Genomic DNA, 20,588 nt, shown 5'->3' with positions numbered 1-20,588 from the left:
AGTTTATTCCGCCTCCGCCCACACCGGCGTTTTTCCAGATCGGCACCGTGGTCTTGATCTCCTTGAGGTACCAGCGGCAGATCTCGAAGGCCTCCGCGCTGTGCTTGGTCTGCACGCGGATGAGGATGCTGGGCTCACGGTCGGCGACAAAGCCGAGCCGGTGCTGGATGAAGACGCGGTGGGGCGGCTGCTCGGTCTGGCCACGCTGGCAGAGGCGTTCCAGCTCCTTTTCCGCCATGGTGCGGTACACGCTGTAGTCGATGCCCGTGATGACCCGCCCCTCCTCCTGGCCCCGCACGGTGCCGAGGAACTGGACCTCCGCCCCCTCTTCTGCGGCAAAGACCGCCGCCTCCGGCGCGATGGGGTCGGCGGTCAACTGGAAGGTGTAAGCGGAGGCGCTGGCGGGCGGCGAGTCGGGCATGGGCAGGGGTGACCAATGCGACACCGCCGGGGAAACATCAAGCGCAAGTGGCTGGAGTCCCCCGCCCCGACCGGTCGCGGCAACCGGGGGCAAATCCCGTGTTCCACCCGGGCTGGCTCATGGTCCCCATGAATAATTTCCCGTTTGCGATTTGCCTCAGGGAGGTTAACTCCCTCCCCGCCCAATTCCGGGCGTCGGGCGTCTCAACACACCGCCAACCACCTACACCCTACCATGTCAAAAAGCGACTTCGGACTCATCGGCTTGGCCGTGATGGGCCAGAACCTTGTCCTTAACGTGGAAAGCCGCGGCTTCCAGGTTTCCGTTTTCAACCGCACGACCGCCACGACGGACGAGTTCATCGCGAAGCATCCGGGTAAGAAACTGGTGGGCGCGAAGACTCTGGAAGAGTTCGTGCAGAGCCTGGCCACTCCCCGGAAGATCCAGATCATGGTGAAGTCCACCGCAGTGAAGGACAGCGACCGTGACGCCGTGGACGCGGTGATCGAGCAACTCATCCCCCTCCTGGACAAGGGCGACATCGTCATCGACGGCGGCAACAGCTTCTACCAGACCACCGAGCGCCGTGACGCCTACCTCAGCGAAAAAGGCCTCCGCTTCATCGGCGCTGGCGTTTCCGGCGGTGAAGAAGGCGCCCGCAAAGGCCCCTCCATCATGCCCGGCGGCCCTGCCAGCACCTGGGAGGTGATGAAGCCCATCTTTGAAAGCATCTCCGCCAAGGTGGACGGTGAGCCCTGCGTCATCCACATCGGCCCCGGCGGCGCCGGCCACTATGTGAAGATGATCCACAACGGCATCGAGTACGGCGACATGCAGCTCATCTGCGAAGCCTACAACATCTTCAAGCACGCTGGCTTCACGACCGCTGAGATCGCTGCGATCTTCAACGAGTGGAACGAAGGCGACCTCCAGAGCTACCTCATCCAGATCACCGGCAAGGCCCTCGAGCAGGTGGACGCCGAGACCGGCAAGTCCGTCGTCGAGCTCATCGTGGACAAGGCCGGCCAGAAAGGCACCGGCCAGTGGACGCTCCTCAACGCCGCGGAGAACGCGGTGGTGATCAGCACCATCAACGCCGCTGTGGAGGCCCGCATCCTCTCCAGCCAGAAGAAGCAGCGTGTGGCAGCCAGCAAGGAGCTGACCGGCCCGACCGCCAACATCACGACCGACAAGGCTGAGCTGGTGAAGAAGGTGCACGACGCCCTCTACGCCTCCAAGATCATCTCCTACGCACAGGGTCTGGACCTCATCAAGACCATGGGCGAGAAGAAGAGCTGGGGTCTCGACCTCGGCCGCATCGCCGCCATCTGGCGTGGCGGTTGCATCATCCGTGCGCGCTTCCTCAACCGCATCACGGACGCCTACCGCACCAACTCCAGCCTGGTGAACCTGATGCTCGACCCCTTCTTCAAGGGCGTGCTCAGCCAGACCCAGCAGAACTGGCGTGAAGTGGTGGCCCTCGCCACCCTGAACGGCATCCCCGCTCCGGCCTTCTCCGCCTCCCTGGGCTACTACGACAGCTACCGCGCCGAGCGCCTGCCGGCGAACCTGCTGCAGGCCCAGCGCGACTTCTTCGGTGCTCACACCTATGAGCGCCTGGACAAGCCCGAAGGCGAGTTCTTCCACACCGAGTGGCCTGAGGTGATTGGGTGATTTGGGTGGCAGGCAATGCCTGACTGATTGATTGTTAATTGAGAGCGGGAGATGGCGTTGGCCGTCTCCCGCTTTTTTGTTGGGGGGGAGGCGTTAGAGGTTAGGAGTTATGGGTTAGATGCTCTGGGCCGGAGTTTGGAAGCTGTTTGTAGTGCAAACTTTAATTTGCTCAGGACGCACACCCCAAATCGACTGAGGCAAACTGAAGTTTGAACTACGAACCGCTTCATGATCGGGTTGTTTCCTTATTGCCCTCGCCGGACGGGGTCGCACCTCTGACCTTGCCACCAGGGTCGCGCCTGAGGTATTCTCCACGCTGCCATGAAACCCCTGCTCATCGCGTTGTTCATCCTGACCGCTCTGCCCGGTGCATCACAGGCCGTTTCGCCACCCGTGTCCAGGGAGGCGAAGGAGTGCTTCGAATGGTTTGAGACGCTTGGGTATCCAGACACCACTCATGCCAGATGGGCGGAGATTCGGACGGGAGGCATGATTCAGTACGCCGGTGAGGACATGAGGCCCAATACGGTGCTGGGTTTTGTGCTGCAGGACGACGGCGTTCAATGCAAGGTCCTGTTTCCTGACCTGCTCACTGCAACCCTGGCATCCAAGCAGACGGCAACCAAAGAATGCATCTATCAAGTGCGGCCGTTTCACGAATACGCCCGTCGCTATCTGACGGAGCGCCATGAGCCTTATTGGGACAGAGTGGCCATCTCCATGCGTCGTCGCTGGATGCTTGAAAAGAAGGCACGGGTTTTCTTTCTGGCTCACGTGGCCTTCAAGCGGGGGCAGACGGAAATGGCTCAAGCGCTGTTTGATGAGGCGGCCAGGCTCCCCAGTCCAGACGCCACCTCCGACTCACCCAACGCTTCCAGCATGCGAAGGGATCTTGAACGGGAACTCGGGAAAGCGGCCCTGTTCCGGGTCATCTTGGATTTGGCTGGCGGCGATGATGAGGTCCTCTCTGGGAACAATCCGTTGCAACCCCGCAACGAGCTCATCTCGGCCCTGAAGCAGATGGCAAGGGACTACCCGGCATCCGACCATGTGGATGAAGCCCGCAGTCTGTGCACCCGTCTGGAAAGGATGAATGCTGAAGAGGCCGGGCGCCCCTGGCCCACCACTGCTGAGATGCGCAAGCTTCCCATCGATGACCAGGTGCGGGAGCACATCTTCCGGCTGCGATTTCAAAACAAGGATTCCTATCAGCCGGAGAATCTTCCCCCTACCGGCCCGGACGATGGGCTCCCGCCAGAGAAATCCCTGATTGCACTGGGCATCCACGCGGTGCCGCTGCTCATCGAGTCATTGGGGGATCCCACTCCGACCCGGACCCTCTACTTCGGGCAACGCCACCCTTTCACCTACACGATCATGACCGTCGGTGACCTGTGCGAATCCGTTATCAGGAACCTCAGTCTAACCGACTTTACTGACGCTGATAAAAGGATGCTGTTTATCGAAGAGCCCGCCCGGATCGAGATGGTGCGGAGGAACGCCCTGTCGTGGTGGGTGGAGTTTCAAAAAAAGGGCGAAGAAGCGATGCTCGTTGAGGCAATCTCCTCCGGCACGCGGCCATCCGGAGCACAGATCGCACGACTGACCAAAATTAACCCGCTCGCGGTTGACCGCGCCATCCTCGTGGGCGCATTGAAGGCAGAGGCCGCCGGCCGTGCCAGCGACTACCTCGGCGAGGTCGGGCAGATCTCCTCTGACGACGCCACACGCTTTTTGCTGCGCCAGATGGAGCAAGATACCAACCGCTACCTCCGAGTCGATGCCATCCGCACCCTGTGGAACCGCGGGCATCCCGCCGCCCTGCCAACCGCGATCAAGCTGTGGCAGGCTCTGCCCTTGCGACTGAAACCATCGCACAACGACGAGTTTGATGCCCTGCTCCGCATCCTCGCCGCGACCAAGGATCAGCAGGCACTGGCGCTGATTCTGGACCAGTGGGACCAGCGTCCTGCGAATCGCAGGCTTCGCATCATCGATGTGCTGAGAGACAAGTACCGGGCGTCTCTGAGCGGCAAGGCAGACGACGGCATGATCATCAAACAAGCCCCTCGAGAGGTGCACCAAACAGTGATCAGATTCCTGGTGGATGCGCTTGATGACACCGACGGAAGCGCCGGATACCGCGGGAGCACCATGCAATACACCCACACAAATCCCCGAGTCTGCGACTTCGCGCTCATGGCATTGCATGAAATAGCTCCGGAAGAGTATGCCTATGCCAATCGCAGTGATCGAAGCCATCGTGACAGGGCGATCCTTCAGGCGAAGAACCACTGGCGAAGATCCCAGGGACAGCCCGAGCCCGCCACACCCGAAGCTTCTCCGCCACTACCCACTGAAAAGGCGATGCAGATTTCCCAGGTGAACTGTCACTTCGGCGATCATCCGGATCTGAAGAGCCTGCAAAAGCACGTCCTGTCGTGGAAGGGCAGGAACTTCACACCCGACCTGCTGGTCGAAATCGCGCTCGACTACGCCGGTTCATCAGCGGTTAAGACATCGAACTTGTCCGTTGAAGCCGTTCGAAGTCGTGATCTGAGCGGCGTGGCGCTGAACCTGCAGTTGCGACCCAGCATGCCTCTGATCGGCACAGAGCTTCAGCGGGTGTTTAGCATTGAGGTTGATGGCAGGGGGACGTTGATGGACGACAACTCCGTCGCATTGGGGAACGCCGTGGACCGGGAGTATTGGACCCGATTTGAAGAGCACTTTCAGAAGGTCGTCACCGCTGCACCAGAAGCCGATTTTGTTTTGCGAATCTGCTTGGGGCCGATGGAGTCCGACTTGTAGATTGCGTGCGGGTACCACCGTTTTCCGGCGTCCATTCAAGACCATAGGGCCTGCAAGCAAACGCAAGGGATTTCGAGCTGCGGAATGCGGGTTTACCATTCCATCGAACCCGGAGGGTTCACCATGCATAGCCACGGGTCGACCGAGTGTAGCGAGGGCTACCCGTGGATTGACGTCCAGACCTGCTACCACGGAGTGGTAAGCCCATCGCGTCGCCCACTGCTGGTTGCTTCCCTCGAATTCACCTCCATCCGAGTTTGGACCATCAGGCCTACCGCTCCGCGGTAGAAATTGCCCGTTCGATTTCCATGGGTTGTACTCGCTACGCTCGTTCCACCCATGGCTACTCATAGTGAACCCTCCGGGTTCTAGAAAGAACTCTTCATCTTTGACAGCCGGATTGGTTCTTCAATTCCTGAATGAAGCCTGTACTCCCTACAGCTTCCAACAGCACACTGCTTCCTGAAAGAGCATCCGAGCAGCTCAATCCTTTGTGCCTTTGTACCTTCATGTGAGGATAAACGTTTCCCGCTTCGGCGGGCAGGGCCGATTGCCAATCGGCGGCACAGCAGAATAACAATCTGCGCTACCATGCTGTGGTGCGTTTGCTGGCACTTGGCTCTCGTCCCGGAGGGACGTTGGACAGTAGCCGGTGGTGCCAACCACCGGACTACCACGCCCTCCCCTCTCGCGTCCCGGAGGGACGCCGGATCGCTGCCGCGCCCTCCCCCATTTGCCGCTTGCCAGAATCCGGCCCGTTCCGCATGATTCCATGCCATGATCGCTGCAATTCGTCCTGCCGTGCGCTGCTGGGTAGTCGCCATCGTGGCGATGTCATGCGGGCTGGGCGTGCCCACCCGCAGCCCTGCGGAGACGTTCAACACCTTTGACACGCTGCGCATCGATGGCGCAGCATTTTCAACCAAGGACGAAATGGTGATCGAAGGGTTCATCGTCAAAACCAACCCCTACAGAAGTTCCGCTGAGGTGGCGATCACTGCCGCACGTATCAATGGCAGGGGCAATACCGATGAGCTTTGTTTTCACCTCATTGGCAGCCCTACTGAAAGCGAGAGCAAGAAACTCAAGAAGGGGGACTGGCTTTCGGTCAAGGGGCGCTGGGGGCAATGCCTGAAGGCGGGGCCATCACTGAACATCGGCTTCAACGTCACGGAGTTTCAACGCATTCCCGCGGCCCCGCATCGGTTCAAGGACTTTGCGGACCGGGACTGCGAGATGACCGGCACCGCGGTGGCCGGGGGCCGGCTCAGGTGCCAGGAGGAACAGGCAGCGATCGACGGGCTCACCGAATGGCCACCCCACTTGCTCAACAGGGAGGTCGTCGTCCGGGGACGGTTGCACCCCGCTGGCACCGGATGGCAGTGGCAAGGTGCCCAGTGGCATGCCGCCTCGCTCGCTGAAAGGATCGGCCAGGAGGTGGTGCTCACCGGGCGCCTGCGAAGCATGAACGGCGTCTGGTGGTTTGAGCGCAAAGGAGATGAAGAACGGATCTGCCTCACCTCGGCAGGGGGCCGCGTGCTCACGTTCAACTCGGACCACCATGGCGGGAGTGCGCGGGTCACAGGTCGGCTCGTCCGCGAGTTGCGGCCAGCGCTGGACCAAATCACCTCCAAGGTGGATCGCGACTTGGTGCTTCAATACACGGTGCGGGCCGCGAAGGTGCAGCCTCTCGATACCAGACCAAAAGGCTGGAACTACCACTGGATCTCCGGCAGGCCTGTGCCCATGCGGGACGGACTGCCCGTGCTGGAGGCCAGAGAGGCGGTCTTCAACGGCTACCTGGGAGGCGAGACCAGGGCCCTGCTGATGTGTTCTCACAACGCTCAGGTGATCGAGTTTCTGCAGCGGGATGAATCCGCAAAGAGGTCAGACTTCCTGGCTGTGCAGATGGAGGCAGAGGGGATCGATCCCACGCTCAAGCTGGTGTATGCGGGAATGCTGGCCGCCCGCAACGACGAACGAGGACGAGAAGTGCTCAGACAGGCCGTTGCCGATCCCGCCTCGCCCCTTTTCCCTGATGCAGTGCACTGTCTCTTCACCTTCCCGTTCCTGCCCGTGGCCGACAAACCCGCGAAACCCGAGGTGGCCTGGGCGGAGGATATTTTCCTGAACCTGTTGAGTCAGGATAAGAAGAAGCTGGTCTCGGGCTGGGCGCTATCTACCGATCCCGCTCACGATCGCGCATTCACTCCTGCATCGGCGGTGCTGTTCTATTCCCCCGCGCTGCAGTGGCTGCCCATCATGCCCTCGGCACGGGTTCGCCAGGCCCTGGTAAAGTTTTCGATGGCCCCCTCGAAAGCAGAGGATTCGGAATTCGATGGACCGAAGCCGCAATTCGAAGTGATCGGTGCTCTGTGCGCTGACCCAGCCCCTCTCGCCCCCGAGGTGCTTCAAGATTGGGCCAATCTCCTCAGACGGGAGAGATACTACATCTTGATACCGTTGGTTTCCCGACTCCTTCAAGAAGGTGACACCGAGAGTATTTTGGATCTGGGGAAGCCCGGCATTGAAGCTCTGTCTAGCATTGGCTGGAGGGAAGATGATCTGACGGCGACCCAGGTGGAAGGCCTCAAGAAGCTGCTGCCCGATCTTTTGCCAGAAGCTGAGCGGAAGTTGCAGCTGCAGCTCATCCGGCGTGGCCCTGAGCCAGCTCCGAAGCTGCTCCGCCTGCTGGACGACCCCGATTGGGAGGATAAGTCCAGCATCCTCTTCGCGCTCCGGGACACGAAGGATCCGCGGATCATCAAACCGCTGCTCAATTTCCTGGCCACCGTGAAGGACGGGGCGCTGCCCCAAGAAGATGATCTGGCGACATGCTCCGCGCTCAAGCACAGCTTCGCGGCCATTGCCTCCGTCGGCAATGATGAGGCCCTGCGGGCTCTCGCCGGCATGTTGCGCATGGATTTCGGCCGCGTGGAGGACGACTACATGAACAACGACGGATTGCATCGCCTCATCGCTGCGGAGCTGATCGACCTGACGGGCGAGTCTTTTGGCACCGATGGAGACGCGTGGACGAAGTGGATCGAGTCGCGGCCGAAGTGAGGGGGCAGGCAGCGGGAAACTGTTTGTAGTTCAAACTTTAGTTTGCTCAGGACGCGCCACTCCTGATCGACTGAGGCAAACTAAAGTTTGAACTACGAACAGCTTCCAAAAGCTTCGCAATCTGTTTGTTTCCTAGATTCACCACACCACAACAAACGCAAGGGGATTTTGAGCTGCGGAATGCGGGTCCACCATTGCACCGAACCCTCCGGGTTCTAGGTAGAGAGCACTATCGGCAGACAGCTTGATCCTGCAGTCTCTGAATGAGGTCAATACATACCATGCATCCCTTCCCGAAAGGGAAAACGGGATCGCGGGACCTCCCCACCCCGACACAACGCACTTGCATCGCCGACAGGACCCGGAGTATTCTCCAAACAGGTATGAAATCCCCTGTTCTTTACCTGTCGTTGATTTTGCCTCTCCTGGCTGGCCTGGCCCTCTCCCCGCTGGAAGCCCAAACCCCAGCCCTCTCGCCGAAGGCAAAGGAGTGCTTCGAGTGGTATCAGTCCCTCAAGTACCCCGACCCCAAAGAGGCGATTTGGGCGGAGGTCTGGACGGGATCTTATACGGACGATGGGTACACGGGCCAGACCCCAGTCACCAACCGGCTCTTTGTCACAGAGCATGATGACACTTCCTTTGTCGCATTGCATCTCCCGCAAACGACGGCCCGCCTCCAGACGTCATCCCCGCCGGATCGTTCGTATGCCCGGGTCGGATTCACTCCACGCTCTCTGGAGAAGGACATGGATGAGCTGCTGACCAGCATCCAGCAGGGGGCAAATCCGCCCTTCCACACCGCCTACCTTTTCCCACAGCCCTCCCGCCGTGCCCAGACGGCCCTGCTTGCCTACGCCTGCTGGCGAAAGGGCGACTACGCCAGAGCGCAGGCGCTGTTTGAGGCGGCAGACTCCCTTCCGGACCGGCAGGGACATGAGAAGACCGATCTGCCAGGGCTGCGCCATGACCTGGAGCGGGAGTTGGGCGAGCTGGCCATGTGGCGCACCATCCTGCAGGCGGGAGGCATTGAGCAAATTGTCAGAGAAGAAGTTCCGCTGGTTCCGCGGACGACCTTGCTCTCCTCGTTCCAGGAGATTGCGGCAAAGTTTCCCAACAGTCGCCACGCCGGACGGGCAACGGAACTGGCGACTGTCCTGCAGGGTATGATCGCCGAAGACGCCACCCATGTCAGCGTGAACGATGTCGAACTCTCAAAGCTCCCTGTTGAAAAGCAGGTGGAGGAATACCTCTTCCGCTTGCGGGACCTAAACGGATTTCAGATGGGCCAGCCGGGAAGTTGCGACATCTTCGCCACCCGCGGGGAACGCACTCATGAAACAACTGCTCACCGACTGGTGAAACTCGGGCATGAAGCCGTACCGCAACTCATCGCCGCCCTCGCCGACCAGCGCCTGACGCGTTCCGTGCAGTACGGTCGGGATTTTCGATTCTCCCACTACATCCTGACCAATGCAGACTGTGCCGCGATCATCTTGCGCCGCATCTCTGGAAACTCCATCATCCTGCGCCGATCCAGTCCAGAACGATCCTCCACACCGGAGGACATTGCCACAGTCCGCAAGGAAGCCGAGGACTGGTGGCAGGTCATCCAAAAGAAAGGCGAAAAACAAGCGCTGGCGGATGAAATCGCTTCAGGAAAGAACTGGCCGGGGGAACTGGTCCGGAAGCTCAAGGAGAAGTACCCCGACGCAGTGGATGCCGCCGTCCTGGCCGGGGCCAAGGTGGCGGAACAGAGGGGGATCACCGAGAGCTATGCCGAACACTTGAAGACGAATCCCTCCGCAGAAGCCACGCAACTGCTGCTCAAGTTCCTGGGGAGCGGAGAAGAAATGGACCTGCGCATCGTCGCAGCGCGGGTGCTCTGGGAGAGGAAGCACCCGGAGGCGCTGCGCGCCATGATGGAAATGTGGCAGGCCGTGGAGGGCTATCCGCCCTATTCGGAAAAATCCAATCGTCTCTGCACACTCGGTTCACTCCTCATTGCCACCGGAGAGCAGCGCGCCTTTGAGCTTCTCTCCAGCAACTGGAACCTCCGGAATGCACGGGAGAAATCACATCTTGTTCGCGAAATGGCCCATCTTCTTCCCGCAAACCCCAGGTATTCCTCGTTCGTCGCCAAACCAGTGCGACCATCGCCAGAGGCCAGCGCGAAGGCGACCGAACTGCTGATTCTAGCCCTGAGCGACAGAGCGGTGGACGAAGGCCTCTCAGGATCCTACCGGGACTTTGCATTCATCGATCCGCGCATTTGTGATCTGGCATCCTGGGCACTCCATCAAATTGATCCCGGAACTCACCCCTTCACCGCCAGCGCAGATAGGAAACAACGCGAACAAGAGCGACTTGCCTCCATCAACCGCTGGCGCACCCAGCAGGGCCAGCCTGTGCTCCCCGGGCCTGATGCAAGACTGCCTGTGTTGCCCGCGGCGAAGTCCCTGCAAATCTCCCAGGTGAATGTGGAACTGGGCGCTCAAGCCTCGGCGGGCGGGGCCCAGGAAAGGGCAACCGCCCGCTTCACACAGCACCTGCAGAATCTCAAGGGAACCTCATTCGCCCCTGAAACCCTGACTGCCCTTTCCAGGCATCTGTTGACTCATGATACCCAGGGCATCGGCGGCATGGTGGTGGAGGTCATCCGGAACCGCGACCTCACCGGGGTGGTTCTGCACGTGGTGCTCGCCCCCGGGGATCTCTCCCAGACGGACCAGGTGACCTTTGGAGCATCCCTGCAGTCGGGCGACCAGGTGCGAGGGCTCTCACGGGATAGCTGCATGCCTGCCGATGCCATCGAACCCGCGAAGTGGACCCGGCTGGAAAAGGAACTGCAAGTTGTACCCACGCTGCCCGCTGAAAGAGATTTCCTGATCCGTTTCCATCTCCGGGGCAAATAGAGACGATTGCCAATCGCGGCACAGCAAATTAAGAATCTGCGCCGCCACGTTGATGCGAGGCTGGCGGCGTTTGGGTCTCGTCCCGAAGGGATGCCGGATCGGGAACTGCCCCATTCTCTCCCCTTGCCTCCTCCGCCGCGCACGGGGTATTCTCCACGCTGCTATGAAACCCCTCCTCATCGCCTCGTTCTTGTTCGCGCTGGCCCTTGCCGCGCGTGCGGCGGCCCCTCTCTCTCCGGAGGCCAGGGCGGATTTTGCGTGGTTCAGCTCGTTGGGTTATCCGGAGCTCAAGGAGGCGAAATGGGCAGAGGTGTGGGTGGGTGAAGGATCGAAGACAGGCAACCGCCCGGTCGAATATCGTACCGTGCAGGGTTTCGTGACCCGCCAAGAAGGGGAACAATTTCACGTACTGACCGCTGACCTGATTCTGCGAGAAATGACGGCGCAGCTCCATCCGGCAAATCCGATAGGCCGGGTCACTTTCGAGCCCCGTGAATTTGAAAGGGCCGCCCGGCAGTATCTCGACCTCCTCAAAAAGTTTGCTCTCACGCCGGCGATGTGGAGCATCAAGGACTCCAAGCTGGGGCATCGATCCCAGATCTTCTTCATGGCGTACGCGGCGTGGCAGCGGGGGCACACGGAGTTGGCCCAGGGGCTCTATGACCAGGCATCTCACCTACCGACACGTCAGGGCGGGAAGGCTCCGCCGGAAGGACTGAAGTTTCAAGATCTGCTGGAGCAGGAGATGGGGCGCGCCGCGATGTGGCAGGCAGCCCGACTTTTCACCAGCAATGGAAAGCCCTGGCCAGAGAATCGCGTCCTGCCCACGAGGACGGAAGTCCTTGCCGCGTTCATGGAAGTAGTCCGCCGCTTTCCTTACTGCCACGAAGCGCCTCAGGCAGAAAGAACCGCAAAGTTCCTGGAACAGATGATCGCCGAGGACAAGAGCCATCCCGTGATATCTGAGGAGGAAATGGCCAAGCTGCCCATGGAGGAACAGGTGCGCGAGTTGGTGTTCCGGTTGCGGGATCAGAGGGCGTATCAATCCGCCTATCCGTTTGCCCCGGACATATTTGATTCTCTTTCAAGCAGGGACGAATCACCGGCGAACCGGCTTGCTGCGACAGGTGTCCCGGCCGTGCCACAACTCATCGCGGCACTGAGTGACACGCGCTTCACACGCGCAAGTTACTCGAACCGCGAGCTCATCCTCACCAAACATACACTCACGATCGGCGATTGCGCGACGCTCATCCTGGAACGAATTGCTGGGAGGAGTTTTCGCCCATTTGTGTGGGGCACCTTTGAAGAGAGCCCTGCCAAAATTGACCACAAGCTGCTCGACGCCTGGTGGCAGGAGGTCCAGGCGAAAGGCGAGGAACAAACGCTGGTGGAAGCGCTCTCGTCCGGCACCGTCCCACCTTTCGGCTTGGCGCGGGTGCTGGAAGCCAAGTACCCGAAGGCGCTGGAACCCGCCTTGATTGCCGGGCTCCGCAACGCCCGTGATCGAAGCATTCTTGACGACATGGTGAGCGAGTTTCGCGCCGTGAACAGCACCTCATTGGATGCGACACTGCTAGCCATGCTGCACACACCGCCCAATCCCGAGGCGAGGCTCCTGGCCATTCAGAAACTCTGGGACCGGCAGCATCCCGAGGCCCTGCCCACGGCGCTCGTGGAGTTTGAGAAACTACCTGGGTCTCACGCCGGTGCGCGTTCGCATCCCGAGATGAGTTCCTACGCGAGCTTCCTTGCCGATTGCGGAGATTCCCGAGCGCTGCGTGCGTTGCAGGGGCGATGGGATGATCTGCCGGCTCGCACGCGTATTGCTGTGGTGGACGCTCTGCCCAAGATGCTGGCGGCAGAGAATCATAAAGCGTTTGGTTCTGGTGAACCTTCTCTTGTGCATCGGGATGATGGCAGCAGGGAGGCGGCGTTGCAGCTTTTGATCACCGCCTTGAATGACCCATCGCCGATCAACGGCATGGTTTCTACCGGATGGCCAAAATCACCCCGCGTCTGCGATGTGGCCCTCTCGGCCCTGCACAAGATCGAGCCGGAGGTTTTCCCATTTACGCCCAAGGCCGGGGCAACGCAGTGGGATGAGGAGAAGGCGGCGGGGTTGAAGAAGTGGGCTGAGAGGCGGACGGGGAAGAGATGAACGGGACTGGGGGAACCGATCACCTCGGTTGCCGCCATACTCTGCCTCTGATCTCCACGGTGCGATTGCGTAGCATCAATTTTCCTGGTTACCTTTCATGAAAAAATGAAATCCCCATTTGTCTTTCTGCTGTCCCTGCTGGGCGCAAGCATCTGCGCGATGGCTGCTCCGGCACCACTTTCATCAGAGGCCAGAACGTCCTTCGAGTGGTTTGACACCCTGGGATTTCCTGACCTCAAAAATGCGGTATGGGCGGAGATCCGCCGAGCCAATGCGGAAGGCGCAGTTACCACCCCTTCGAGACTGACATTTGTCCTGCAACAGAGAGACGAAACCCTCACGATCCTGGACGCCTACCTGTGCCCCGTAGAGAGGCCAAGGAGGGAAACGGCCACTTCACCTCGCTATGACGAGCTGAATTTCGTCGCGTGCCCCTTCGACCAATTCTGCCGCTCCTACCTTTCAAGTCTGGCCTCAGCGCCCCAATCGCCGCCTAAAATTCGTTTTGGGACGGAGTTAACTCCGAAGTCTGAAGCCTTTTATCTTGCCCACGCTTGTTGGCGTCGAGGCGATGCCGTGATGGCTCAGAGCCTCTATGCGGCGGCCGGCCTCATCCGTGACAACCGCGCCCAGCCAGCCAAAAGCATGCGAGAGTATCTGGAGCGTGAGTTTGTGGAGTTGGCGATGTGGCAGGCATTCCTTCTGGCTGGAGGAATTGACGAATACGTTCCGAGCAGAACAGCGCTGCCATCAAGACAGGAAGTACTCGCCGCCTTTCAGCGGGCAAGCCAGTTCCCCAACAGCCCTCACGCCCCGAGAGCGGCCAAACTTGCGACCCTCTTGAAAGAAATGATAGCAGAGGATGCAACCCATGACTTCGTGAAAGACGATGTCCTCGCAACAAAGTCAGTAGAAGACCAGGTTCAGGAATACATCTTCCGGTTGAGGAATCAGAATGGCTACCAGATCGTCCAACCGGGTACCTGTGACATCTTCATCGGGAAAAATTGGCCAAGTCTCAAGCCGAACGATTCACCTGCGGATCGTCTCGTAAAGATTGGCAGACCTGCGGTTCCCATGCTCATCGAGGCGCTCGCAGACAAACGACCGACCCGTTCCGTCAACTTCAGCCGCACCTCCTGGTTTTCCCATCGCATGCTTACTGTGGGGGACTGTGCCGCAATCATCCTCTCAAAGATTGCTGGCCAGAACTTTCGATTTCATCATCCGGATCATCTTGAGGAACTGCCGCCCGGTGAATATGATCGCGTCCGCCATGCGGTCCAGAGCTGGTGGGAGAAGTCCCAGTGACGTGTTCGATGCCGGGGTCCGGCGTCCCTCCGGGACGCAAATGCTTCTGCGTTCGATATCCGGTGGTTGGCACCACCGGCTACAGTCCGGTGTCCCTCCGGGACAGGGTGCGGAGGGGGCTGTTTGCAGTTCGAACTTCAGATTGCCTCAGTCGATCAGGGGTGGTGCGCCATGAGCAAACTGCAGTTTGAACTACGAACAGTTTCGAACCGCGTGCGGATGGAAGGGACTCTGCATGCGCAGGGGTGCGGTGACTGAGCGGGGCTGGGACCCCCCGCCTCCTTTAGGAGCATCCGAGCAATTCAGTCCTTCGTGCCTTTGTGCCTTCGTGTGAGAATAAGCGCTTTTGCTTCGGCGAACCGGGACGATTGCCAATCGGCGGCACAGCAGATTGCCAATCTGCGCTACAAAAAAAGAACCGCTGACCAACACCTCGAACCCTCAGGTTTTCACCATGAGCGTTCGTTAGCGTCAGTCAGCGGTTCCTCGTATTTCCTATTTACTTACCTGCTTACCTCACCTCACCGCACCTTCCGGGGCGGGTTCGTATCCTGATGGGGTCATGGAGTACGAGGCGCGGCCTTTTGACAGGCTGCGGATGGCACCGGCGTAGCCGAACATCTCTGCGAGGGGGACCTCGGCAGTGACGATGGCCAGGGCCTGGGCATCGGTCCCGGCTTCCATGCCCGTGATGCGGGCACGGCGGCGGTTGAGGTCACCCAGGATGTCGCCTTGATGCTGTTCCGGCACGGTCACCTGCACCCGCATGACGGGTTCGAGGAGCACGGGCCGGGCGGCACGCAGGGCTTCGCGGAAGGCCTCCCCGGCAGCGAGGCGGAACGCCTGCTCGTTGGAGTCCTTCACATGCGCGGCACCGTCCAGGATCCGCACCTGCACATCCACCACGGGGCTGCCGTTGAGGACGCCGTTGCGGGCGGCCTCGGCGATACCACGATGGACGGCCGTGAGGAACTTGCTCGGGATGGTACCGCCGGAGACCGCGTCTTCCACCGACAACCCAGCACCGCGCTCCACCGGCTGGACAGCCAGTTTGACGCGGGCATACATGCCGGAGCCGCCATTTTGCTTTTTGAGCTCATGATCGGCCACAGCGGTCTGCTGGATCGTCTCGCGACACGCAATCTCGGGAGCGCCCGCGCGGGTTTCCACGTGGTGCTCACGGGACAGTTTCTCCCGGATGATCTCAAGGTGCAGCTCACCCATGCCGGCAATGAGACATTGGCCGGTTTCTTCATGAGTGCGAACCTGGAAAGTAGGATCTTCATCGCTAAGTCGGGCCAGCGCGGTGGCCAGCCGGGTTTGATCGTTGGAATGGGCTGCCTCGATGGCCATGCTGACCACCGGTTCAGGAAATTGCGGGGGCTCGAGAAGGATCTCGCGACCGGCACCGGGCAGGCAAAGGGTGTCCCCCGTGCCCACGCTCTGCAGGCCTACCACCGCACAGATGTCTCCCGCGCCCACGGCATCCAGTTCATCACGACGGTCGGCGAACAAACGCAGCAACCGGCCGAGACGTTCTGTCTTGCGGGTACGGGGATTGTAGAGCTCCATGCCCTTGTGCAGACTGCCGGAGTACACGCGAACGTACACGAGGCGGCCTGCCTGGGGATGACGGACGACCTTGAAAGCCAGCGCCGCCACCGGCACCTCTGCAGGCACCGGACGCAACGCGGCCATGTCCACCGGGGAGGGCAGATAGTCCACCACTGCGTTCAGCAAGGAAGTGACCCCCACATGACGATAGGCACTGCCACCGAGCACGGGCAGGAAGCGACCGGCAAGGGTCTGCCGACGCACCGCCTGCTGCAGGACGAGAGAGGGCACCTCGTGACCTTCCAGCCACAAGGCCGCCACCTCATCATCCAGACTCGCGAGAGCCTCGACGAGATTCGCACGAGCGATCCGCACGCGTTCTTGTTGGGCTTCCGTGAGCGCTTCCACCGATTGAGATGGAGGCGATCCGGGTTGCGAGACAAGGGCACGTTGATGGATCACATCGAGCTGACCTCGAAGTTCGGACTCGCTGCCGTCGGGCAGGACGATGGGCCAGGCGTTGGCTCCGAGCTTCTCGCGAAGCTCCTGCACCACGCGCTCGAAGCTGGCTCCGGCGCGGTCCATCTTGTTGATGAACGCGAGACGGGGCACGCCGTAGCGGTCGGCCTGTCGCCACACGGTTTCACTCTGGGGTTGCACGCCACCCACGCTGCAGAAGACGGCGATCATGCCGTCCAGCACACGCAGGGAGCGCTCCACCTCCGCGGTGAAGTCCACATGGCCCGGGGTGTCGATGACATTGAGACGATGACGCTCACCCGCATGAAGCGGGGTCACTCCACCCTCCGCGAGCGGCGTCCAGTGAACGGGCACTGCCGCAGAGGAAATGGTGATACCCTTGTCGCGTTCGATGTCGGAGAAGTCGGTCGTCGTGTTGCCATCATGCACCTCGCCGGCCGAATGGATCGCGCCGGAGTGAAGGAGGATGCGCTCAGTCAGCGTGGTCTTGCCGGCATCGATGTGCGCGGCAATGCCGATGTTGCGCAGCTTCTCCAGCGCCTGGGCCTGGTTGGCGGTGGCGTTGGTGCTTCGGGTTTGGTTTTGGCCTTGGGCACTAAGTTGATCGTTGAAACGGGCACTCATAACTGAGGAGAGTTCACTGACAGTTGGCGCTGCTCCCCCGGCAGGATCCATCTCACGGGATCCTGAAAGCACGGTGTGGATGTGTCTTGAAGACAAAAAGGCCCTGGCGCGTCTTGCGGCAGGGCTCCCGGGGGTAAGCAACCAAATCTGACAGTGTCCGAATTCTCTCTCAGGAGAATGACCACGTCATCCCGAGCCCTTGCCGAAGCAGGGCTGACTGAATTATTTTCAGGACACGGGGTTTCATACGTGGATGGGAATGGATAACATGAAATGCGAAGTTGTCAATGATGGTGGAGATTCATAAGGAGGAACCACTTATGAACACTAACGGAACACTGATGGGATGAATCTGAAGTTGGGTGGGGAGCGTATAGGGATGAAGACGCCAGACTTCCAGATAGTAGACAGAAGACCTGAGGCGTGTGGGTGGATGGTGGCGTGATGGAGGAGAGGGCCTTGCTGCCATCCCTCCGGGATGGGATGCGCTTGGGGAGATTTCCGGAGGTATCAATCGCTACGCTCCTTCAACCATCCGGCTAATGGCTGTGATGCCTCCGGCATCGAGTTGCGAGCTGCTGGGCGCAAGTTGCGGGTTGCGATCAAGGTTCGCGACAGCGCACAGGCTATGGCGATGACAACGGCTGGATGAGCGAGTCCCTCTGCCGGAACGGGGGCAGAGGCGGTTGTGGTTGTCGACGTGAGGAGAACGGACCAATCGCGCGCGTTTGGGATAGACGCCAAGGAACCGACTCTGGCTCAGCCCTCAGTAAGTGCCCTCAGAGGGTTTGGGCCAGAAAGGCCCACAGAGCCCAGCCCAGGGGCAAAGGCCACGAAGTGGACGGAGACCCTGGGTACCTCCAATGAGGATGATCAGGTGGGAAGGCCGACAGCATCCTCTATCGGCCCATTTATATCAACACCTCCACGTCGATTGGACCTGATGTCATGCGCTGGTTGACGTTCGCGGCAAGATGCCGCAAACAGCACGCAGGATGCGTGCGCTCCCCGAGCTGCTGAGTTGGAAGTCAGGGACTCTTGTGAAGGGCTGGGTTATAGGGTATCACAAGGAGCGCGAAAGCGGCGGTTCCCGCGCGCACTCCAAAGATGCTTCGCATCCAGGTGGTGGGGGCGATTGGGTGTAGGGCGCGTCTGGGGGCTTGCGATGTCGGAGGGTTGGGGAGTCTCACTACGAACAGCTTCTACTGAGCCGACTGAAGCCGGTACTCCAACCCGGCTGCGGGCTCGCATGCCGATTCAGGAGTCAACACCTTGACGCACTGACGCACGGGTGGCCCCGCCCTCCAAGTCACAATCGGCCGAGAGCACAACCTCTTTCGCACCAGGGTGGGCGACGAGCCAGCGGGCGATGGGGGTGACGATGAGTTCTTCCAGGCGGCGTTGAAGGGGACGGGCGCCGTAGATGGGGTCGAAGCCTTGTTCGCAGACTTTGTCCAGGAGGGTGGGGCTCACTTGCAGCTTGATGCCGCGATCGCGAAGGCCTTCGCGCTCTTCCAGACTGGCGACCTCGCGCAGGGCGATGGCTTTGACGGCGTCGCGATCGAGGGGATCAAACACCACCACCTCATCCAGGCGGTTGAAAAACTCGGGGCGGAAGAACTGGGCGGCAGCAGCGGGATCGACGCGGGCGGAGGCTCCGGCATCGCCCGGGGTGAAGCCGAGAGAGCCGCCTTTCCGGGCACCGAGGTTCGATGTCATAATGATGACGGTGCTGCGGAACCAGGTGGTGCGGCCGAGGGTGTCGGTGAGACGGCCTTCGTCGAAGACGTTCATGAGGGTGTCGAAGACCTCAGGGGAGGCCTTTTCCACCTCATCCAGCAGCAGCACGGTGAAGGGATTCTGCCGCATGCGTTTGATGAAATCAGACGGCTCCCCTCCGGCTTCACCCAGCAGGCGGCGCGCGGCGTCGTAGCCCGCGTACTCGCTCATGTCCAGGCGCACCATGCGGTCGGCGGCCTTGCGGTTGGGATAGAGGTAATCCCCCAGCGTCTTGGCGAGCTGGGTCTTGCCGGTGCCGGTGGGTCCGGTGAACAGCAGCACGGCCAGTGGTCGCTGGGGATCGTTGAGACCAGCCTTGAACTTGGTCAGGGGGCGGCAGACCGACTGCACGGCACGGGGCTGGGCCACGACGCGCTCGTGGAACCACTGCGCCAGAGCTGCGGCATCCAGAGACGCTTTCTCATCCAACAGCCAGTCCGGCAGACCGGTGGTGGTGGCGAAGAGCCCGCGCATGTGGGTGAGATCCACGGCGGGTGCCCCGGCCTCGCGGGCCCGGTTCAGCGCCTCGTGCATGAAGCCGAGCGGGGTTCCGGGAAATCCGGCATAGGGCTGGAACCGTCGACAGAGCCGTCCGGCCTCGCGCGCGGCATCGGCGGTGAAGTCGAGCTGCGTCTGGTCGGAGAACGAGCGGGCGGCCTGGTCGAGAATGCGGGCCTGCTGCGCCTCGTCGAGCGGCTCCAGACGCACGACGCCCAGGGCATCCAGAAAGGCGGGCAGCTCGCGCTCGCAGGATTCCACCTCCTCCGGGGTGGCCTCCACCACCACGCGCAGCTCGCCGGTTTGCAAATACGGTACGAGGAAAGCCGCCAGGCTGCTGCCCGGGCTGGAGCCGCCCAGGCGCAACAGCTCCTGGAGGCTCTCCAGACAGAGCACGCCGTCCAGAGCACGCAGCTCCGCGATCACCTTCTCCAACTGCTCCTGCCACTGGCCCAGCCAGCGCTGCCCGGCGATGAGGCGCGACCCGCTGGAGATCCAAAAACGTTGGGAGCGGGCTTCGCCCGGGCCCAGGCCGAGTTCACGCTCCACCTTCCGCGCGGCATCCACCAGCACCGCCGTCTTGCCGCTGCCGGGGCCACCTACCAGCAGGGTGCTGCCCTTGCTCAGGTCCAGCCTTGCCTGGACACGGGCGACATCCGTCTCCCGCTCCCAGGTGCGCACGTGACGCCGGATCGCGGGCGAGCCCACGTGCTCGGCCACCTTGCCGAGGTGCTCCGGAGGCTCCACGCGGACGCTGTCCTTCTTCTGCCACGGAGAGTACACGATCTCCTCCAGCCGACAGTCCATGGGCGGCAGGTAGCGCAGCAGATCGGCGGGGTTCTGTCCCTTCAGCGCCTGCCTGGCGTAGTGCAGCGCCATTTCCTCGATCCGGTCTCCTCCGGGCAGCTCGAACTGCACATCCAGCGTGGGCAGCAGGGCGCAGACCAGACCGCTCTCCCGCCGGCCCACCACACAGGGCAGGCGCAGTTGCACCGGCTCCTGGCAGGGGAGCGTGCGCTTCCGCTGCTCATTCCCGGCCACGAGGTACTCGTACTCCGGCACGGCCGCGACCTTGACCGTGCGGAGGGCGGGTTCAAGGAAATCTGGCGCGATCAGCCAAAGCAGATCGTCCCGGTCCACCGCGATGAGGTACTCCTTGAGCTGGCGCAGCACATCCGACGTCGAGACGCCGCTGGCCGTGCCGTCGGTGGCCGTGTCATTGAGAAGACGGCCGCTCCAGGCGCGCTCGCCGGTCTGCCAGAGGACCACAGGATGACGTTGGGATTTTGCCATG

At 61.1% G+C, this 20,588-nt stretch carries 9 protein-coding genes; 6 read left to right on the top strand and 3 right to left on the bottom strand.

The window, feature by feature from the left end; all coding sequences use genetic code 11:
• Window positions 1–421, bottom strand: a 421-nt coding sequence (locus tag BV106_RS13735) for a molybdenum cofactor biosynthesis protein MoaE (protein WP_265595664.1), incomplete at its 3' end; no start/stop codon positions are given.
• A gap of 234 nt (window positions 422–655) precedes the next feature.
• Here BV106_RS13735 and gnd point away from each other — a divergent pair.
• The 6 genes from gnd to BV106_RS38490 all read left to right on the top strand — a co-directional run bounded on the left by gnd (window position 656) and on the right by BV106_RS38490 (window position 14,359).
• Window positions 656–2,095, top strand: a complete 1,440-nt coding sequence (gene gnd, locus BV106_RS13730) for a decarboxylating NADP(+)-dependent phosphogluconate dehydrogenase (protein ID WP_038165514.1) — start codon at window positions 656–658, stop codon at window positions 2,093–2,095.
• Window positions 2,096–2,416: 321 nt separating this feature from the next.
• Window positions 2,417–4,906 (top strand): hypothetical protein, encoded by a 2,490-nt coding sequence (locus BV106_RS13725; RefSeq protein WP_038165513.1) that lies wholly within the window; start codon window positions 2,417–2,419, stop codon window positions 4,904–4,906.
• A 777-nt stretch (window positions 4,907–5,683) separates the two neighbouring features.
• Window positions 5,684–7,972: a HEAT repeat domain-containing protein gene (locus BV106_RS13720; protein WP_038165511.1), complete on the top strand. Its 2,289-nt coding sequence runs from the start codon at window positions 5,684–5,686 to the stop codon at window positions 7,970–7,972.
• A gap of 383 nt (window positions 7,973–8,355) precedes the next feature.
• Window positions 8,356–10,887, top strand: coding sequence for a hypothetical protein (locus tag BV106_RS13715; RefSeq protein ID WP_038165510.1), 2,532 nt, complete (start codon window positions 8,356–8,358; stop codon window positions 10,885–10,887).
• A 163-nt stretch (window positions 10,888–11,050) separates the two neighbouring features.
• Window positions 11,051–13,048: a HEAT repeat domain-containing protein gene (locus tag BV106_RS13710; protein ID WP_038165509.1), complete on the top strand. Its 1,998-nt coding sequence runs from the start codon at window positions 11,051–11,053 to the stop codon at window positions 13,046–13,048.
• A 105-nt stretch (window positions 13,049–13,153) separates the two neighbouring features.
• Window positions 13,154–14,359 (top strand): hypothetical protein, encoded by a 1,206-nt coding sequence (locus BV106_RS38490; RefSeq protein WP_265595663.1) that lies wholly within the window; start codon window positions 13,154–13,156, stop codon window positions 14,357–14,359.
• A 516-nt stretch (window positions 14,360–14,875) separates the two neighbouring features.
• Here the strand turns inward: BV106_RS38490 and fusA are convergent.
• Both fusA and BV106_RS13695 read right to left on the bottom strand, forming a co-directional pair.
• Window positions 14,876–17,017 carry an elongation factor G gene (fusA, locus tag BV106_RS13700; protein ID WP_038165507.1) on the bottom strand — a complete coding sequence of 714 codons (2,142 nt, stop codon included), beginning with the start codon at window positions 17,015–17,017 and terminating at the stop codon, window positions 14,876–14,878.
• 1,257 nt (window positions 17,018–18,274) lie between these two features.
• Window positions 18,275–20,587: an AAA family ATPase gene (locus BV106_RS13695; RefSeq protein WP_051945773.1), complete on the bottom strand. Its 2,313-nt coding sequence runs from the start codon at window positions 20,585–20,587 to the stop codon at window positions 18,275–18,277.
• Window position 20,588 lies beyond the last annotated feature (1 nt).

Origin of the sequence: Verrucomicrobium sp. BvORR106 (assembly GCF_000739655.1) — a bacterium.
Classification (GTDB): domain Bacteria; phylum Verrucomicrobiota; class Verrucomicrobiia; order Verrucomicrobiales; family Verrucomicrobiaceae; genus Verrucomicrobium.
Note: the sequence above shows the minus strand (reverse complement) of the source record. Positions and strands in the feature narration are given on the sequence as shown.